This window comes from Alcanivorax sp. IL2, from assembly GCF_047495475.1.
Classification (GTDB): domain Bacteria; phylum Pseudomonadota; class Gammaproteobacteria; order Pseudomonadales; family Alcanivoracaceae; genus Alcanivorax.
In genome coordinates this window covers 3186180-3203667 of sequence record NZ_CP179932.1, presented here as the reverse complement: position 1 = coordinate 3203667, position 17488 = coordinate 3186180, and the positions used below count along the sequence as shown (strand labels likewise).

17 protein-coding genes are annotated in these 17488 nt (G+C 61.0%); 10 read left to right on the top strand and 7 right to left on the bottom strand.

Annotated elements, in window-relative coordinates; translation table 11 throughout:
* Positions 1-366: 366 nt before the first annotated feature.
* A complete protein-coding gene (ppc, locus tag ACMG4N_RS14740) occupies positions 367-3033 on the top strand; it encodes a phosphoenolpyruvate carboxylase (RefSeq protein WP_297768138.1) in 2667 nt (888 codons plus the stop codon).
* Between the two features lie 218 nt (positions 3034-3251).
* Here ppc and ACMG4N_RS14735 read toward each other — a convergent pair whose 3' ends face one another.
* Positions 3252-3512 (bottom strand): CDGSH iron-sulfur domain-containing protein, encoded by a 261-nt coding sequence (locus tag ACMG4N_RS14735; RefSeq protein ID WP_414432222.1) that lies wholly within the window; start codon positions 3510-3512, stop codon positions 3252-3254.
* A 272-nt stretch (positions 3513-3784) separates the two neighbouring features.
* On the opposite strand from ACMG4N_RS14735, the gene ACMG4N_RS14730 reads away from it, so the two are divergent.
* From ACMG4N_RS14730 to ACMG4N_RS14690, 9 genes are all read left to right on the top strand, one after another.
* Positions 3785-4639, top strand: coding sequence for a GNAT family N-acetyltransferase (locus tag ACMG4N_RS14730; protein ID WP_297768143.1), 855 nt, complete (start codon positions 3785-3787; stop codon positions 4637-4639).
* Positions 4640-4676: 37 nt separating this feature from the next.
* Positions 4677-5474 (top strand): lysophospholipid acyltransferase family protein, encoded by a 798-nt coding sequence (locus ACMG4N_RS14725; protein WP_414432221.1) that lies wholly within the window; start codon positions 4677-4679, stop codon positions 5472-5474.
* 184 nt (positions 5475-5658) lie between these two features.
* The gene (yeiP, locus tag ACMG4N_RS14720) at positions 5659-6225 is read left to right on the top strand and encodes an elongation factor P-like protein YeiP (protein ID WP_297768149.1); all 567 of its coding nucleotides are present in this window, start codon (positions 5659-5661) and stop codon (positions 6223-6225) included.
* A gap of 42 nt (positions 6226-6267) precedes the next feature.
* Complete coding sequence (locus ACMG4N_RS14715; RefSeq protein WP_414432220.1) at positions 6268-7278, top strand: aminopeptidase; 1011 nt, start codon at positions 6268-6270, stop codon at positions 7276-7278.
* Positions 7269-8090, top strand: coding sequence for a rhomboid family intramembrane serine protease (locus ACMG4N_RS14710; RefSeq protein WP_414432218.1), 822 nt, complete (start codon positions 7269-7271; stop codon positions 8088-8090). The genes ACMG4N_RS14715 and ACMG4N_RS14710 overlap by 10 nt, the downstream gene beginning before the upstream one ends.
* 72 nt (positions 8091-8162) lie before the next feature.
* Positions 8163-9014, top strand: coding sequence for a TRAP transporter TatT component family protein (locus ACMG4N_RS14705; protein WP_414432217.1), 852 nt, complete (start codon positions 8163-8165; stop codon positions 9012-9014).
* Positions 9015-9022: 8 nt separating this feature from the next.
* A complete protein-coding gene (dctP, locus tag ACMG4N_RS14700; protein ID WP_414432215.1) occupies positions 9023-10012 on the top strand; it encodes a TRAP transporter substrate-binding protein DctP in 990 nt (329 codons plus the stop codon).
* Between the two features lie 59 nt (positions 10013-10071).
* Positions 10072-10518: a TRAP transporter small permease gene (locus tag ACMG4N_RS14695; RefSeq protein ID WP_414432213.1), complete on the top strand. Its 447-nt coding sequence runs from the start codon at positions 10072-10074 to the stop codon at positions 10516-10518.
* A complete protein-coding gene (locus ACMG4N_RS14690) occupies positions 10515-11804 on the top strand; it encodes a TRAP transporter large permease (RefSeq protein WP_414432212.1) in 1290 nt (429 codons plus the stop codon). The genes ACMG4N_RS14695 and ACMG4N_RS14690 overlap by 4 nt, the downstream gene beginning before the upstream one ends.
* 127 nt (positions 11805-11931) lie before the next feature.
* On the opposite strand, the gene ACMG4N_RS14685 is transcribed toward ACMG4N_RS14690, so the two are convergent.
* The 6 genes from ACMG4N_RS14685 to ACMG4N_RS14660 form a co-directional block, all read right to left on the bottom strand.
* Positions 11932-12696 carry an NYN domain-containing protein gene (locus ACMG4N_RS14685; protein ID WP_414432210.1) on the bottom strand — a complete coding sequence of 255 codons (765 nt, stop codon included), beginning with the start codon at positions 12694-12696 and terminating at the stop codon, positions 11932-11934.
* 254 nt (positions 12697-12950) lie between these two features.
* Positions 12951-13757: an SDR family NAD(P)-dependent oxidoreductase gene (locus ACMG4N_RS14680; protein WP_414432208.1), complete on the bottom strand. Its 807-nt coding sequence runs from the start codon at positions 13755-13757 to the stop codon at positions 12951-12953.
* Positions 13758-13770: 13 nt separating this feature from the next.
* Entirely contained in the window at positions 13771-14652 is an 882-nt protein-coding gene (locus ACMG4N_RS14675; RefSeq protein ID WP_414432205.1) for a fatty acid desaturase, read from the bottom strand.
* A gap of 129 nt (positions 14653-14781) precedes the next feature.
* Positions 14782-15783, bottom strand: coding sequence for an AraC family transcriptional regulator (locus ACMG4N_RS14670; RefSeq protein WP_414432204.1), 1002 nt, complete (start codon positions 15781-15783; stop codon positions 14782-14784).
* A gap of 343 nt (positions 15784-16126) precedes the next feature.
* Complete coding sequence (locus ACMG4N_RS14665) at positions 16127-16555, bottom strand: GNAT family N-acetyltransferase (RefSeq protein ID WP_414432202.1); 429 nt, start codon at positions 16553-16555, stop codon at positions 16127-16129.
* 173 nt (positions 16556-16728) lie between these two features.
* Positions 16729-17007, bottom strand: coding sequence for a hypothetical protein (locus tag ACMG4N_RS14660; RefSeq protein ID WP_297768186.1), 279 nt, complete (start codon positions 17005-17007; stop codon positions 16729-16731).
* Positions 17008-17488 lie beyond the last annotated feature (481 nt).

Genomic DNA, 17488 nt, shown 5'->3' with positions numbered 1-17488 from the left:
TTGAAGGTGTATGTCCATCCATCGACTCTTCACCTTCAACACGCAACAACGAGTGCGGGTCAGCCTGGAAGACCCGTAGGGCGAGGCCTGAAGGGCCCATCTGCTGCGCTTTGTCGCTAGGAAAGGGAACCACCCTGTCCGTCGCGACAAAACACAACAGCTGCACCCTTCAGGTCACGCTGAGCACGCAAGGAGTTATCCAGAGGCTCCCAAGCCGCCTATGTTGCGTCAGGGCCCCCCGGGAATAAAGATGTGATGCACGCTAATCTTGTTAAAAATGCGTTTTTTTGCGGTTGTCATGGCCAAGTCGAATGTGCTCAGGCATAAATGAAGGCCATACCGTTCGGCAGTTATGAAGGAGCCACAGTGGATAACAGTGTCAATACGCCCCTGAGAGATGATGTCCGTTTACTGGGGGACTTGCTGGGCGAGTGTCTGCGTCAGCAAGCCGGTGAAGATCTGTATCAGACCATCGAAACCATCCGCAAAGCCTCGGTGGCCACCCGCGGCGAGCAGGGAGCCGCATTGTCTTCCCTGCGTGATCTGCTTTCCCCCCTGGATGACGCCACCCTGCTGGAAGTGGCGCGGGCCTTCAGCCAGTTTCTCAATTTGAGCAACATTGCCGAACAGCATCACCGTGAACGCCTGCACCGTCAGCATCAGCGTTACCCCGGAGATCCCGGTGGTGATCAGGGGATCGCCAATGTGCTGCAACGCCTGCAACAGGAGCAGATCAGCGCTGATGTGATCGACGGCACCCTGCAAGACCTGTCCGTGGAGCTGGTGCTCACTGCTCACCCTACCGAAGTGACCCGTCGCACCCTGATCCGCAAATACGACCAGATGGCGGATCTGCTCGGCGAACTGGACCGGCCGGACCTGACCGATGACGAGCTGGCCTTTCGTCGTGAGAAGCTCTACCGGCTGATCCTGGCTGCCTGGAGCACCGATGAGATCCGCCGCGAACGGCCCACTCCGGTGGACGAAGCCAAGTGGGGCTTCGCCACCATTGAGCAATCCCTGTGGCAGGCGGTACCGGAAATGGTGCGGCAACTGGAGCGGGAGCTGGCCGAGCAGGGCCTGCCCCAGCCGCCGGCGGACTGGGCGCCGGTGAAGCTGGCCTCCTGGATGGGTGGCGACCGGGACGGTAACCCCAATGTGACCGCGCCGGTGACCCGGGAAGTGTTGCTGCTGGCCCGCTGGATGGCCGCGGATCTGTACCTGCGTGACGTGGAAAACCTGCTGGCGGATCTGTCCATGGAAGCGGCCAGTGAGGAACTGCTGGCAGAAACCGGCCCCAGCCATGAACCCTACCGGGTGATTCTGCGCCAGGTTCGCCAGAGGCTGAAGCTCACCCGGCGGCAGATGGAAGCCCAGGTAGAAAATCAGCCGGTGCCCGAGGGCGAGGGGTTCCTGCGCCGTGAGCAATTACTGGCCCCCCTGCAACTGATCGACCGTTCCCTGCGTGAGGTGGGGTTGGGCGATATCGCCGATGGCGATCTGAAAAACACCCTGCGCCGGCTTAATTGCTTCGGCATTACCCTGTTGCGGCTGGATATCCGCCAGGAATCCACTCGCCATCGCGATGCCGTGGATGCGGTCACCCGTTATCTGGAGCTGGGCAGCTACGCGGACTGGCCGGAGGAGCGCAAGCAGGCGTTCCTGGTGGAGGAACTCCAGGCTCGCCGTCCACTGATAGATGACAGTTTCCACGCCAGTGAGGCATGCACCGACGAGGTGGCAGAAGTGCTGGCCACCTGCCGGGTGATTGCCGAGCAGGGCAGTGAAGGGCTGGGCGCCTATGTCATCTCCATGGCCCGGGCTCCGTCGGATGTACTGGCAGTGATGCTGCTGCAGAAAATCGCCGGCGTCAGCAATCCCATGCGGGTGGTGCCGTTGTTTGAGACCCTGGATGACCTGGACAATGCCGAGGCCACCATGTCGGCCTTGCTAGCGGTGCCGTTCTACCGCCAGCGAGTGGCCGGGGGCCAGGAAGTGATGATCGGCTATTCTGATTCTGCCAAGGATGCCGGCTTTCTCGGTGCCGCTTGGGCCCAGTACCGCTCCCAGGAAAAGCTAACCGCGCTGTTTGCCGAGCACAAGATTCCACTGACCCTGTTCCATGGTCGCGGTGGTTCCATCTCGCGGGGTGGTTCGCCTACTCGCATGGCGTTGCTGTCCCAGCCGCCGGGCTCGGTGGCCGGGCGCATTCGTGTCACCGAGCAGGGGGAAGTGATCCGCTTCAAGTACGGTCGCCCGGCGGTGGCCGTGTTCAACCTGGCGCAATATGTGGCCGCTACCCTGGAAGCGACCCTGTTGCCGCCCCGGGCGGCCAAGCCGCAATGGCGGGAACAGATGCAGACGCTGACGGATGTCTCCGTGGCCGGGTATCGCAGCGTGGTCCAGGAGGAGCCGGAACTGGTGCGCTACCTGCGCACGGTGACCCCGGAAACCGAGCTGTCCCGGCTGGCCCTGGGCAGTCGCCCGGCGCGGCGAAAGCAGGATGCCGGCATCAGCTCCCTGCGGGCTATCCCCTGGGTGTTCGCCTGGACCCAGATCCGCCTGATGCTGCCCGCCTGGCTGGGCACCGGCGCGGCGCTGGAAGCGGCCCAGGCGGATCCGGCGCAGAGCCGTACCGTGCAGGAAATGGTGGCGCAGTGGCCCTTCTTTCAGGGTGTGGTGGACATGCTGGAAATGGTGCTGGCCAAGGCGGACCTGCGCGTGGCGGCCTGGTACGAGCAACGCCTGGCCGGGGATGACGCTGATCTGGCCCGGTTGGGTGAGGTGTTACGCGAGCGACTCACCGGCACGGTGGATGCCCTGTCTGCCCTCACCGGGCGTGAGGATCTGCTGGACAACAACCCGGTGATGCGCTGGTCCATCCGTGTCCGCGACCCTTACACGGACCCCCTGCACCTGCTCCAGGCAGAACTGATGGCGCGCCTGCGCCAGCAGGATGGCGATAAAGTCCTGGAAAGCGCCTTGATGGTGACCATCGCGGGTATTGCAGCGGGGCTGCGCAATACCGGTTAAACGCCTGGCCACGAAGCCGCCGTAGGAGCGGCGCTTGAGCCGCGAAACCGAGCCAAAGCGAGGAAAAGGGCTTGCGAATTACTCCGATCTCTCTAGAGGGGCTGTCGAGCATGGAAATGCCTGATCGCCCTCTGGGCGATTTCCTCGCTACGCGAGGTTCGCGGCTCAAGCGCCGCTCCTACAGGGGGTGTGTGGATTACGCCTTAGGCTAATCCACCCTACGGCAACTGTTCACTATTCACTATCTTCGAATGGCTGCCATCACAAACCGGCCCCTTGCCGCTGTGTTTGCAGCCGCAGAAGAACACGATCTTGTCCCGTGGGGCGGTGTAGGCCACCGGGGTGATGCCGGTGCCTTTGTGGCTGCCGTCACAGTAAGGCTGGTTTGCGCTGCGGCCGCAGGCACACCAGAACACCTTTTCCCCTTTCTTCACCGGCAATGGGTAGGGCTGCCGGGAAACAATGACTGGCTTGTCCATAAAATATCCTTTTCACAAACGGCCGGGGCGTTGTACTTGCTACGCGAATTGCTGCGCAATCGCCTCTCTATCTTCAACCCGGAATTTCACTCCCCACTTTTTGCGCGCGGTCTCATGCGTTTCAGCAACCACAGCGCCACTTCCGCGCAACTATTAACTATTCACTGTTAACTGTTCACTGCTTTAACCCTTGTCGCACAACTGTCACCCAAGCGTCACCACTGTGCCACGTCCACTGGCGAAACTGCCCGAAACTGCCAGTGGAGTACACTATGCTTGCGCAAGCCGCAGGAAAGATCAAAGCCCTTAGCCCCCACTTAAGAGGGGCCCTGGCCAAGCCGTTTACGGCCACTGCCGATATTCTCCGTTTCCCCAGGGACATGACGGCGGATGCGGAAAATGCTGGACGGTTCAGTGCCTACTTCACCCGCTCCCGACGGGAAATCATCAAGGTCCAGCGTCTGCGCTACCGTATTTTCTCCCAGGAATACGGCGCCAGTTTCAGTGCTCCCTTCGGGCTGGATCGGGACCGCTTTGATAAACACTGTCTGCACCTGGTGGTGCGCGATAACCAGAGCGGCGAGATCGTCGGGTACACCCGGGTGTTGCCGGGTGAGCGTCTGCATCGCACCGGCGGTTTCTATTCCAGCGGCGAATTCGATCTGTCCATGCTGCGCCATCTGGATGGCCGGGTGGCAGAGATCGGCCGCACCTGCATTCATCCCGCCCACCGCAGCGGTGCCGTGATCACCGTGCTGTGGGCGCGGTTGGCCCAATACATGCTCGAAAACGATGTGCGCTACCTGCTGGGCTGCGCCAGCATTGCCCTGAGTGAGGGCTACAACGTGGCCGCCATTCAGCAGCGCATCAACCAGCGTCACCTGAGCGAGCCGGCACTGCGGGTGCAGCCGCACCTGCGTCTGGAGCGCCTGCCGGGCAATGCCGACGACGAGAGCGTGAAAATGCCGCCGTTGCTCAAGGCCTACCTGCGCATGGGCGCCCGGGTCTGTGGCGAGCCCTGCTGGGACCCGGATTTCAATTGCCTGGATTTCTTCGTGCTGATGGCGGTGGATGACCTGCCGGCCCGTTATGTGCAGCACTTCCTGCAACCGGCCCAGGCGGTGTAGGAACGGGGCCTATACGATTCGGCTCAGGCTCTGAACTATGAGTGAAATGAACGATAGCGTCAGCGTCAGTCCTGATATGCAAAGCGGCCTCTGGCCGCAACTGCGCAGGGTGTTGCGGGTTGCCCGCATCGTGCTTTATCTGCTGTGGGGTTTTGTGCTGGCATTTTTGCTGGGGGCGTTCTGGTCGCCTTATCGGCCGGTGGTGCTGGTGGCCAAGCAGCGTTGGTGTCGTCGCTTTCTGTGCATCCTCGGCGTGGAGCTGACTGTCACCGGCACCCCGGTCGACGCCCCGGTGTTTCTGGTCAGCAATCATGTGTCCTGGCTGGATATTCCGTTGATCGCCAGCCAGCGCCATTTGTATTTCCTCTCCAAGGCGGAAGTGGGGGGCTGGCCGTTGATTGGCACCCTGGCCCGTGCCATGGGCACCCTGTTCATCAAGCGGGGCAGCGGCGAGTCCGGACGCAAGGCCCTGGAAATTGCCGACCGTCTGAAGCGAGGGCACACCGTACTGGTGTTCCCGGAAGGCACCACCACCGACGGCACCAGCCTGCGCCGCTTTTTTCCGCAACTATTCGATGCGCCGCTGATGGCCAATGTGCCGGTACAACCCCTGGCGGTGCGCTACCTGGACGACAACGGCGCCCCGGATGCCGCCATGGCCTTCATCGGCGACGACGAATTCCACCACCACCTGTGGGCCATGCTGCTGCGCAATCGCATCCGCGTGCGCCTGCACTTCTGCGAACCGCTATCGGCACAGGGCACGGATCGGAAGGGGATTTGTGAGGCGGCACATGGGAAGGTGGCGGAGCAGTTAACAGTTAACAGTGAATAGTTAACAGCGTCGCGGATTGGGCCGTCATGGCTTCCAAGCGCAAGAGGCCGCGCCTGCATGTTGGGCGCGGCCTCTTGCGTTTGAAAACCCGAAGAGCTGCTTTCGCGCTGCTGTTAACTGTTCACTATTCACTGTTAACTGGCTAGCATCGCCCTTTCCAACACATCAAGGATCTCCCCCAACCATGACCCGCGCCAGCGATCTGAAAAAATCCGACGTTATCGAAGCCAACGGTACCCTTTACGCCATTCGCCAGATTGAGGTGCAGTCGCCCTCGGCCCGGGGCGCGGCGACGCTGTATCGGGTGAAGGCCAGTGCGGTCGGTGGTGGGCCCAAGTTCGAGGAGCGGTACAAGGGGGATGACGACGTGACCACGGTGGAGTTGTTGCGCCGGCCGGTGCAGTTCTCTTATCTGGATGGTGACGATTACATCTTCATGGATAACGAGGATTTCTCCCAGTATCTGCTCAAGGCCGAGGACATTGCCGACGAGTTGGCCTTTATTACCGAGGACACCGAAGGCCTGCTGGCGCTGCGGGTGGAGGATGCGGTGATCGGCCTGGAGCTGCCTGCCTCCGTGGTGTTGGAAGTCACTGAAACGGCTCCGGCCATGAAGGCCGCCTCTGCCTCCGCACGGACCAAACCGGCCACCCTGAATACCGGGCTGGTGGTGCAGGTGCCGGAATATATCGTGGAAGGCGAAAAGGTGCGGGTGAATACCGCCGAGCGCAAATTCATGTCCCGGGCCTGATCCCGGATCATGAGGTTATTGCGGGTCGCCACGCTGGCATGCATGACCCTTCTGGGCGGCTGCCAGCTTGGCTATTACAGTCAGGCCGCCAAGGGCCACCTGTCGCTGATGGGCCAGCGTGAACCCCTGAAAGCGGTGCTGGCGGACCCGCAGACTCCCCCGCAGATCGCCGATTCCCTGCGGTTCAGCCAGCAGGTGGTCCGCTTTGCCGGGGACCAGCTGGCCCTGCCCGCCGAGGATGTCTATCACCAGTACGTGGCCCTGGAGCAGGACGCGGTGGTGTGGAATGTGCTGGCGGCCCCGGCCTGGTCACTGACCCCCAAGACCTGGTGTTACCCCCTGATCGGCTGCGTCAGCTACCGGGGTTACTTCCGGCGTCCGGCGGCGGAAAAGGCCGCCACAAGGCTGGCCGATCAGGGGCTGGATACCTACGTGGGCGGTGCCATTGCCTATTCCACCCTGGGCTGGTTTGCCGACCCGCTGACCACGCCCATGCTGCAACGCTCCCAGCCGGCGCTGGCGGAACTGCTGATCCACGAGCTGGCCCACCGGCGCCTGTATATCAAGAATGACACCCGTTTCAATGAATCCTTGGCTACCCTGGTGGGCCGTGAAGGCGCGGTGGATTTCTTCGCCGCCAGTGGCGAGCCGTTGCCGACGGATTTCTGGCAGCGCCGCGAGCAGGTCCGCCAGGCCTTTATGGCCATCGTCACCGATACCCGTGAAGCGCTGAAAAAGCTCTACACTGCTGAGCAGGGTATGATGGTGCTGGCCCGGGAAAAGGCCCGCATCCAGCAGCAGGCCCGAGAGCGCTTTGCCCGTGAGCAACAAAGCCTGCCGGCCCTGGCCGGTTACCAGGGCTTCTTTGACGGGCCGCTGAACAATGCCCAGTTAAACGGTGTCAGTGACTACAATGATCATGTGCCGGCCTTTGCCCGCCTGCTGGAACAATGTCGGCGGGACTGGGACTGTTTCTGGCAGCAGGTGGAAAACCTGGCTGCGCTGACGCCGGCACAACGTAACAACGCCCTGGAGGGCCTCGTATGGAACTGATCCGCACCCCGCAACCGGAACTGGCCGAGCTGTTTGAGCATACCCTCAAGCGCAATGGCTTTGCGGTGGCGCGCCGGGAGGAGGGCAGTGAGCAGATCATCGAGCTGCAGGACCCGGCGCAGTACAACCATGCCAAGGCCCTGCTGGAAGAGCTGATCACTGATCTCAAACATCAGCAGGGTCGCCAGCCGGTGGAGCCCCTCACCGGGCGTCCCCAGCCGTTGATGTCCGGGGGCTGGTTCGCCAGCCTGGGCTGGGTCACCCGCATCGTGCTGATTGTCAGCGTTCTGGTGTATCTGACGCCGTATCTGATGGGCGATGGCGTCTACCGGGCGCTGCTGTTCCCGGCGGCACTGGACGGGCTGGAGAACCAGCCTTGGCGGCTCGTGACCCCCATGTTGCTGCACTTTTCCCTGCTGCACCTGCTTTTCAACCTGCTCTGGTGGTCGGATCTGGGCCGCCTGATCGAACGCTTCCAATCCAGCGGGCAGCTGGTGCTGGTTACCCTAGTCACCGGTATTACCGCCAATGTGGCCCAGTTTTTCCATACCGGGCCCATGTTCGGTGGCCTGTCCGGGGTGGTTTATGGGCTGCTCGGTTACCTGTGGATTTACGGCAAGGTGAATCCCGAGTCTGGTTACCCCCTGCGCCGGGAAATCGTTATCTTCATGCTGGCCTGGATGGTGATCTGCTTTGTGGGGCTGTCCAGTGTGGTGGCCAATGCGGCGCATCTGGCGGGGCTGGTCAGTGGTTGTCTGCTGGGGGCCGGTTTCGGCCTCTGGCGGCGGGCCCAAGGGGCCGGGGGCGTTTGAGTTACCCCGGTCGTACTGCTATAAAGACTGCCAAAACAAATGATCACAATCATGAAAGGATACCGGCGACCTATGCAGTGGCGCTTCCTACCCGGGTTTGTCCCCTCACTCCTTGTTGCAGCGGTGGTTTCCTTGCAGGGCTGTTCCCTGGCCAGCATCGACGACAACCTGCCCTATGGCGTACTCAACAACAATGACCTTGAGCTGGTGGCTGAGGGCCTGCCCACCTATCTGTTGATGGTGGATGGGCTGATCGAAAACTGGCCTGACAGTGCCTCCATGCTGGCCAGTGGGGCAGACCTTTATGGCGCCTATGCCGGCCTGTTCGTGGAAGACCCGAAACGGGCCCGCAAGCTCAGCGACAAGGCGCTGGGTTATGCCTTCCGTTCCGCCTGTGCCCACGATAGCGATTACTGCGACCTGCGTGATTTGTCCGTGCCCGAGTTCGAGGAATTGCTGGAAGATGCGGACAAGGGCGATGTGCCCATGCTTTTCACCCTGGGCAGCGCCTGGGCCGGTTACATTCAGCAGAACACCAGCGACTGGAATGCGGTGGCTGAACTGGGCCGCGTGGAAGCCATCATGGAGCGCGTAGTGGTGTTGGATGAGGGTTACCAGTATGGCCAGGCGCACATGTACCTGGGCGTGCTGAGCAGCATTCTGCCCGCTTCCCTGGGTGGCAAGCCGGATCAGGCGAAGGCCCATTTTGAGCAGGCCATGACCCTGTCAGAAGGCAAGAACCTGCTGGCGCCGGTGCTTTATGCCGAAAAGTACGCCCGTTTGGTGTTTGACCGTGAGCTGCATGATAGCCTGCTTGAGGATGTCCTTGCCGCTGATCCGCAGGTGCACGGTCTGACCCTGCAGAACACCTATGCGCAGGAGCAGGCCGAAGCCCTGCTCGCCGACGCTGACGATTATTTCTAGGAGTACTTATGCTGCGTCTTGCCACGATTCTGGTCGCGTTGTTGCCGGTCTGGGCTTCGGCCGCCAACACCCTGAAAATTTCCACCCTGTACCCGGACGGCACCACCATCGTCACCGGCCTGAAGGATGCAGGCAAAGAGATCGCTGAAAAGACCGAAGGGCGAGTCAAGCTCAAGGTGTATCCCGGCGGGGTGATGGGCGATGACCGGGCGGTACAGCGCAAGATTCGCATCGGTCAGCTCCACGGTCAGGTGGCCCAGGGCGGCGCCTTTGCCTCCGCCTACAAGGACAGCCAGATTCTCAACGTGCCACTGGCCTTCAACAACTACGACGAAGTGGACGCGGTACGCGCCGAACTGGACCCGGTGATTCAGCAGGGCCTGGAAGAGGGCGGCTGGGTCAGCTTCGGCCTGATCGACGGCGGCTTTGCCTATGTGATGTCGGAGAAGCCGGTGAAAAGCATTACGGATCTGCGCGATCAGAAGCTGTGGCTGCCGGCCAACGATGAAGGCTCCGCCAAGGCCGCCAAGGCGTTTGAGTTGTCGCCCATTCTGCTCAATATCGGTTCGGTGCTGACCTCCCTGCAGACCGGTGCGGTCAATGCCTTCGCGGCCCCGCCGGTGGCGGCCCTGACGTTGCAATGGTACTCGCGGGTGAACTACCTCACCGATATGCCATTGCTGTATACCTTCGGCACCCTGGGCATCCACGAAAAATTCTTCAAGCGACTCAGCGCCGAGGACCAGCAGGTAGTGCGTCAGGTGCTGGACAGCACCTTTGCCAAGCTGGATGCGCAAAGCCGTGAGGAAAACCTGAGTGCCTTCCAGGCGGTGAAACAGCAGGGCCTGGAAGTGGTCGAGCCCTCCCCGGAACAGCTGGCCGAATGGCGGGACTACGCCAAGCGCGCCACCGCAGAACTGGTGGAAGAGGGTGAAATTTCCCAGGGCATGCTGGACCGGCTTAACGCCATTCTGGCCCGGCAGCGCGAAGGGCAGTGATGGCAGCCTTGTTACACAGGCTCCACCGTACCCTTCACCAAATCGAGGACGGCCTGATCGTGGCCGTCCTTTTGTTTATGGTGCTGCTGGCGGTGGCGCAGATCGTGCTGCGGAATTTCTTTGGTACCAGCCTGGTGTGGATCGAGCCGCTGCTGCAAAACGCGGTGCTGTGGATCGGCCTGCTTGGTGCCATGATCGCCTCGCGCAATGATGAACACATCCGTATCGATGTGGCCTCGTCGCTGCTGCCGGAAAAATACCATCCTTTCCTGACCACCGTTGTGGACCTGTTCACCGCCTTTATCTGTGTACTGGTGGCCTGGTACAGCGTGGGGTTCGTGATCGAGGAATACGACTACGCCGGTGCCGCCTTTTCCAATGTGCCGAGCTGGCTGCTGCAGAGCATTATCCCGGTGGGTTTCTCGGTGATGGCAGTGCGTTACGTGGTGCTGTTCGTGCTGGGGTTGCTGGGTAAGCGGCCGAAGATGCAGGAGCCGGTGCCATGATACCCATTGCGATTGTCCTGCTGGTATTGCTGGCGCTGATGGGCGCCCCCCTGTTCGCGATTATTCTCGGCGCGGCGGCCTTGGGGTTTTATACCCTGGGCATCGAAATGTCGGTGTTGCACATCGACATCTACCAGCTGAGCAATTCGGTGGTGCTGATGGCGCTGCCGCTGTTCACCTTTGCCGGTTTCCTGCTCAGCGAATCGAAAACGGCGGACCGCATGTTACGCCTCAGCCAGGCGGCCTTTGGCTGGATGCCCGGCGGTATGGCCTTTGTGTCGCTGATTGCCTGTGCTTTTTTTACTGCCCTGACCGGTGGCTCCGGGGTCACTATCGTGGCGCTGGGTGCGCTGCTGTTGCCGGCGCTGGTAAAAGGCAATTACCCGGAAAAATTCAGCCTGGGTCTGGTGACGTCATCAGGGAGCCTGGGCCTGCTGCTGGTGCCTTCCGTGCCGCTGCTGATCTACGGCATTATTGCCCAGCAGATGTCCCAGCAGCTGGACATGCCGTCGGTGGAAATCGTCGATTTGTATCTGGCCGGCCTGGTGCCGGCGCTGCTGATGGTCGTGCTGATGTACGGCTATTGTGTGTGGGCGACGCGCGGCACCGAGGTGCCACGTCAGAGTTTCGATTTCCGTGAACTGGTGGATGCCCTCTGGGAAGCCCGCTGGGAGCTGCCGCTGCCGCTGGTGGTGCTGGGCGGGATCTTCTCCGGCTTTCTGGTGATCAGTGAGGCGGCAGCGGTGACGGCACTCTATGTGCTGGTGGCGGAAGTGTTCCTGTATCGGGAAATTACCCTGCGCCGGCTGCCAGGCATCATGCGTGATTCCATGATCATGGTGGGGGGGATCCTGCTGATTTTGGCGGTGGCCCTGGCCTTTACCGATTACCTGGTTTACGCCGGGGTGCCGGAGAAGTTGTTCACCCTTATCCAGACCCACGTGGAGAGCAAGATCACCTTCCTGATCCTGCTCAACATCCTGCTGCTGTTGCTGGGGGCGGTGCTGGATATCTTTGCGGCCCTGGTGATCATGGTGCCGCTGATCCTGCCGGTGGCGCTGCGCTACGGGATCGACCCGGTGCATCTGGGGATCATCTTCGTCGCCAACATGCAGATCGGCTATATCACCCCGCCGGTGGGTATGAACCTGTTCATCGCCAGCTACCGGTTCAAGAAGAAAGTCACCGAGCTGTTCGCAGCCACGCTTCCCTTCATGATGGTGCTGATTATCGCCTTGTTGATGATTACCTATATCCCGCAGCTCAGTCTCTGGTTAGTGCGGTAAAAGGCAGTTAATAGTTAACAGTGAATAGTTGCGCGATCAACTGCGTTGAGAGTCGGATAGGCAAGAGGCCGCGTCCATTGTTTGGGTGCGGCCTCTTGCGTTTCAGCTGGTTGGTGAAGGAAAAACGTTATTTTCGTAGCGTTTTTACCTGAATGCTCTTGCCTTGTCCTTTCTGGATCTGGAACCACTTGGGGTAGGCGCGGATCATGTCGCTGAGTTTCTTGTGGCCAAACAGGCGGGTATCAAAGTCCGGTTTGCGCTTGCTCAGGTGCTGGCCCACGGTGCCCAGGTTGGCCCAGTCGTCTTCGTCGGAAATGTCGTCGATCACGTTGGCAATCAGCTGCAGCGGTGGCGGTTCCTTGCTCACCGGTTCGCTGGGGGCGGGCTCGTCGGTTTTACCGGCGGTGTCTTGCGGGGTGTGATCCGCACGCAATACCTCGGTGTAGATGAACTTGTCGCAGGCGGCTACAAAGGGGCCCGGGGTTTTGCGTTCCCCGAAGCCGTAAACGGTCTGCCCCTCTTCGCGCAATCTGGCCGCCAGGCGAGTGAAGTCGCTGTCGCTGGATACCAGACAGAACCCGGACAGTTGTTTCGTGTACAGCAGATCCATGGCATCGATGATCATGCTGCAGTCCGTGGCGTTCTTGCCTTGGGTGTAGGCGAATTGCTGAATGGGCTGTACGGAGTGCTTCAGCAGCACATTTTTCCAGCCACCCAGGTTGGGTTTGGTCCAGTCGCCATAGATGCGCTTGACGCTGGCAGTGCCGAATTTGGCAATTTCCTCGAACAGGCCATCGACGATTTTCGGGGGCGTATTGTCCGCGTCGATAAGCACCGCCAGCGAGGTGCTGCTGATAACGGAAGAGTCCGTGTCACTGTTGCTGCCTGCCATGATGCATTCCTTTTGCGTGGGATACCGCCAACATAACGGATTCGGTGGGGAGTGGACAGGCGCGGATGGGGCGGCTGTAGGAGCGGCGCTTGAGCCGCGAACCGAGCGTAGCGAGGCTGCAGAGATGTCTGCGTCTCGTGACCTTTCTGGATAGACGTGACTTGAACTGAATCGCCTGATCGCCCGCTGGGCGATTCCTCCCCTTGAAGGGGAGGTTCGCGGCTCAAGCGCCGCTCCTACAGCGGCTTCGTCGATCAGCTTTCCATTTCTTTCACCGATTTTTTGTACACAAAATTGGCCATGGCACGCAAAGGCATTATTCGGATCCAGATGCTTTGCAGGGTCACGGACAGGCCGGGGAGGGCGTAGCGCTTGCCCTTGTTGAGGGCCGCGTAGCCGGCTTTGGCTACCTGTTCCGGGGTGGCAATTTGTGCCGAGACAAACTCTCTGATGCCGCTGGAAGAGGTGTGTTGGCTCTGGGCGGTATCCAGAAAGGCGGTCTTGGTGGTGCTGGGACAGAAGCAGGTGACCTGCACGCCATGGGGTTTCAGCTCTTCGTGCAGGGAGGCGCTGAAGTTGATCACGAAAGCCTTGCTGGCGCTGTAGGCAGCGAAGAAGGGCATGGGGCAGAAGCCGGCCAGTGAACCGATGTTCATGATCTTGCCGTGGCCACGGGCTTTCATGCGCGCGCCCACCAGCATGCACAGCTTGCTGAGCAGGATGTTGTTGAGGGTGAGCATGCGTTCCAGCGTCTGGCTGTCCTGTTCCACGTGTTCGCCCATCATGCCGAAGCCCACATTATTGACCAGTACGTCCACGTCCAGCTGTTGCTGGTCCAGCCACTGCATGATCGCTTCGGCGGCACCGGGTTGGGACAGGTCCATCTGCACGGCATGGTATTCCACATCAGGGCGTTGCGCCTTCAGATCGTTGCCAAGCGCGTCCAGTTCCTCCTGCAGCAGGCTGAACACCACGATGCGATAGCCGTCCGCGTTGAACAGCTTGCAGAATTCCCGACCAATGCCGCCGGCGCCGCCGGTGATCAGAACGGTTCTTGTCATGGAGGTTCTCCTGTCAGGCGTTGCCGGGTTTGTCGTCGGGGCCAAGCTGGAACGGGCGGATAATCATGCTGCCGGAATGCGCGCGGTGATATTGCTCACGGGCCTTCCAGGCCTTGCCGTAGCGGTAGAAGGGAATGGTCGGGTAGAGGTGATGGATCAGGTGATAGTTCTGATACATCAATACCGGCGTTAGCAGCCATTCCTTGCCCATGCGCATCAGCGCGGTGGTGTGCGGGTCCACGTCCTGGCGACCGGTGTGCGGGTAGTGGGGCAATACCATGAACACCAGGCACATCAGGTAGAAGGAAAAATAGGACGGGATTAGCCACAGCATCATGGCTTCATAGGGGCGCCAGAGAAACAGGGCGGTGAGCGCCACGCCGGCTACGGCCAGTTCCCGCCAGATTTCTGCGGGTTTCACATTGGGCAGCACCTGCGGATTGCGCAGGAAGTTGATCAGATAGAGGAAGGGCCAGAAGCCCCACAAGGGCATGGTCCACAGGCTGCTGGCCATCCAGTGATCCGGATCTTTCTGCGGATCATTGGCAAAGCGGTGATGGCGCATGTGCATCAGCCGGAACATCTTGCCCTTGCCGAACGGCACCGCCACAAAGGTGGCAATGGCGAGGACCAGGTCGTTGTGCTCCGGTTTGCGGGCGGCACAGCGGTGGATGGCTTCATGGGCCGGGGTGAACATCACATAGCCGGCGATGCTGTTGATGATCAGTCCCACCCAGGCGGGCCAGAGGCCGTTGAGCACCATCACCCAACTGAGGATGTTGGCCCCGTGGGACAGCACCATGAGGGTCACGGTGGGCCAGGCGATCCGGGGGGATACCTTGAGCCGGCTCAGGGTCTTCAGTTCGTCGTGTTGCGGGGCGGTTGTCGTTGTCATGGGCGCTCTCCTGCAAGATGCTGAAACAGAGTGTTTACTTTTTGCAGGGCGAAGATAAGAGCGGAAAATGCCAAAAGGGGGGATAAATAATGACAACTATCAGGCGCAGAGGTGAGTAACTACGGAACCCTATTGCTCCCCACTGCGAAAGCGGCCGGGGCTGGTGCCAAACCAGCGCTGGAAGGCCCGGCGGAAGCTGGCCACGTCGGTATACCCCAGCTCCTCGGCCACCATGCTGACGGTGTAGTGGGGCAGGCTGAGTAACTGAGTGGCCCGGCGGCTGAGGGTCTGGTCCCGCAATTGCTGGAAGCGGGTGTCTTCCCGTTTCAGTTTACGGATCAGGGTGCGCGGGCTGAGATGCAGGCGCTCGGCCATGGCGTCCAGACTAGACTGGCCACGGCACTGATGCAGCAGGGCGAGCACCTGATCGCTGAGAGTGCCCTGTCGCCGCAGGCTTTCCTGGCGGGCTTCACATTGCTGCACGGCCATCCACATCAGGTCGCGGTCATGGCCGGGCAAGGGCTCGTCGCCATAACAGGATGGCAGGCAGAGCGCCACGGCCGGGGCATCAAAGACGATGCGGGTGCCCTTGAAGGTTTGCGGATAGAAGTCGGCGTGGGGTGGCGCCGGGTAATTGAAATGGGCCTCGCCTTCCTCGATGGGCTTGCCGCGCAGCACCAGATGGCAGGCATAGGCGGAGGCCATGGCGGACTCGGTGAGAAAGCGCACCACCTCATCCTGCGGGTAGGCGAATGACAGCACCAGCTTGAGGCGGTCATCGGTTTCCTGCATCTCGGAGCTGAATACCCGGGTGCGGGTGTTGTTGAAGCGGGCAAACAGCTGCATGGCGTCACGCAGGGTGGGGCTGGCCATGGCAGCAATGCCCATGGGGCCGTGCATGGCGGGCAGGGCGCGCAGGCCGGTTTGCAGGGCGATATCCGGGTGCTTGCTGAGCTGCAGGGCGTTACGGATCAACTGACAGGCACCGGGCCAGTCGATAAAGCCGTCGCTGTGCTGCAGGGTCTCCACATCCACCCCGGTCCCCGCGACCAGTGACTGCAGCCCGGCCTGATCCAGCCCCAGGGTCTGGGCGATCATACGGCAGTAGGTCATTGCCAGGTCCGGAGTCATGGTCGAGCGGGTCCTGTGCGGCGGTGATGATGCGGATCTGAGGAGAAATAGATAGTCGCACCTGGGTTTCGGGCAGGCAATGACAGAACCGCGTGGCTCATTGAGCGGCAGATCAAGGCAGACAAAAAAACGGCCGTCAGGGGTGACGGCCTAAGGGGGGGAAGCATGAACCCTCACGGGTTCCGGGTATCTCTATCTCAGAATCAACGCATGGATGTCTGTTCGGACGGCGATGGCGCCATCCGATAGATACACAATAGCGACAGGCGCGGGGAGAACCCAGAAGGCTGGATTGAGCGATGTGATCAGATTTTTCGATCAATTAGAGGGTTTGGGGCGGATTTCAGACCAGAGACTTGCGCATGGCATGGCGAGTGAGCGTGATGCCGTCCCGGTCTGCCTGCTCCTGGCCTTCGCTGGCGAAGCCCATATAGGCAAAGAAATCGTGGGCGGTGAGGCTGGCGTGGGTGGTCAGTTCGGTGATGCCCTCGATGCGGGCGCCGTCTTCCAGGTGCTGGTAGAGGAGGGTGGCGATGCCCACCCGGGAGGCCTCCGGGTGCACGAACACCATGTTGATGTAATCGCGAATGCGGTGGGCAAACCCCACCAGCTTGTCGTCCCATTCCGCCACCACGGTATCGCCTTCGCTGAGTACCGAGATCAGGCTGTCGTAGCTTTGAGCCCGGCTCCAGGCATCCCGTTGCTGCTGGTCATAATCATCCGCCGCACTGACCTGGATGGCCTCGCGGAACACGCCCAGGAGCTCAGACATATCGCTGCTGTGCAAGGGGCGGATCTGGAAGGGCATCAGTGCGGCAATGGGATCTGCCTCTGAAACGGGGGCGGCCGTGCTGACCACGTCAGGCTGCTGCCGGTTTTCCGGTTTATGGGGGGCCGGCTTTGAGGGTGTCCGGCGGTGAAAAAGCTGGCGTAGCCATTGCAACATCACTGATCTGCCTGGGCAGTGTTATCTGCCTCTTCTGAGAGTTTTTTGAGTGCCTGGATTTCTTGCTGTAGCGCGTCCAGGTACTGGTCCTGTTGGCGGAGAAGTTGTTGCGCTGTGTCCTGGCGATCTTGTAATTCTGCCGCCCGCTCTGACAATTCCTGCTGTTCACGCAGGCGAGCGTCGCGCTCCTCTTCCGTGAGCAGACGGGCGTTGCTGTCCTGCTCGGCAAACAAAGTGCCGGACAGGATCAGCGCGGTAGCAGCAAACAGGTAACGCACGGACTTCCCCCAAACTGGCCGTGAAGGGAATCAGCATAGCAAAAACGGGGCGCCAAGGGGGAGGGCTAGCTACGCTCGACAGGATAGGGAAAGGGTGGAGGGTTCCCCGGATCCCGTCATTTCTACGAAGCCGCTTGTAGGAGCTATGCTTGTCCCCCAGGGGATCTGCGACATGCGAACCGCGCTTGCGCGGAAATCGCCCGCAGGGCGATCAGGAATCTCAGAGCTCGACAGGTTCCAGAAAGAACGGCGGACAGACCTTTGCCTCTGTCGCCTCGCGACGCTCGGTTCGCACCTCAAGCGGTGCTCTTACGGGGGAGGGGGTAGAGCGGTGCAGTTCGCCTGAGGCTCAGTGCACCCTACGGTGGGGCCACAAATGCAGGAGGCCGCGTCCGGTGTTCGGGCGCGGCCTCCTGGGTCAGAGCAAGCGACACGGCTTGCCCGCGTTCCTGCTCGCAGCTAGCAGCTCGAAGCTAGCCGC

What these genes read in the sequence shown, in the direction of transcription:
- ACMG4N_RS14715 (WP_414432220.1), top strand. Translation starts at nt 6,268, where the DNA reads ATGACCCTTCTGGGCGGCTGCCAGCTTGGCTATTACAGTCAGGCCGCC.
- ACMG4N_RS14675 (WP_414432205.1), bottom strand. Translation starts at nt 14,652, where the DNA reads ATGACAACGACAACCGCCCCGCAACACGACGAACTGAAGACCCTGAGC.
- dctP (WP_414432215.1), top strand. Translation starts at nt 9,023, where the DNA reads ATGCTGCGTCTTGCCACGATTCTGGTCGCGTTGTTGCCGGTCTGGGCT.
- ACMG4N_RS14670 (WP_414432204.1), bottom strand. Translation starts at nt 15,783, where the DNA reads ATGACTCCGGACCTGGCAATGACCTACTGCCGTATGATCGCCCAGACC.
- ACMG4N_RS14690 (WP_414432212.1), top strand. Translation starts at nt 10,515, where the DNA reads ATGATACCCATTGCGATTGTCCTGCTGGTATTGCTGGCGCTGATGGGC.
- ACMG4N_RS14725 (WP_414432221.1), top strand. Translation starts at nt 4,677, where the DNA reads ATGAGTGAAATGAACGATAGCGTCAGCGTCAGTCCTGATATGCAAAGC.
- ACMG4N_RS14710 (WP_414432218.1), top strand. Translation starts at nt 7,269, where the DNA reads ATGGAACTGATCCGCACCCCGCAACCGGAACTGGCCGAGCTGTTTGAG.
- ACMG4N_RS14665 (WP_414432202.1), bottom strand. Translation starts at nt 16,555, where the DNA reads ATGTCTGAGCTCCTGGGCGTGTTCCGCGAGGCCATCCAGGTCAGTGCG.
- ACMG4N_RS14685 (WP_414432210.1), bottom strand. Translation starts at nt 12,696, where the DNA reads ATGGCAGGCAGCAACAGTGACACGGACTCTTCCGTTATCAGCAGCACC.
- yeiP (WP_297768149.1), top strand. Translation starts at nt 5,659, where the DNA reads ATGACCCGCGCCAGCGATCTGAAAAAATCCGACGTTATCGAAGCCAAC.
- ACMG4N_RS14735 (WP_414432222.1), bottom strand. Translation starts at nt 3,512, where the DNA reads ATGGACAAGCCAGTCATTGTTTCCCGGCAGCCCTACCCATTGCCGGTG.
- ACMG4N_RS14705 (WP_414432217.1), top strand. Translation starts at nt 8,163, where the DNA reads ATGCAGTGGCGCTTCCTACCCGGGTTTGTCCCCTCACTCCTTGTTGCA.
- ACMG4N_RS14680 (WP_414432208.1), bottom strand. Translation starts at nt 13,757, where the DNA reads ATGACAAGAACCGTTCTGATCACCGGCGGCGCCGGCGGCATTGGTCGG.
- ACMG4N_RS14730 (WP_297768143.1), top strand. Translation starts at nt 3,785, where the DNA reads ATGCTTGCGCAAGCCGCAGGAAAGATCAAAGCCCTTAGCCCCCACTTA.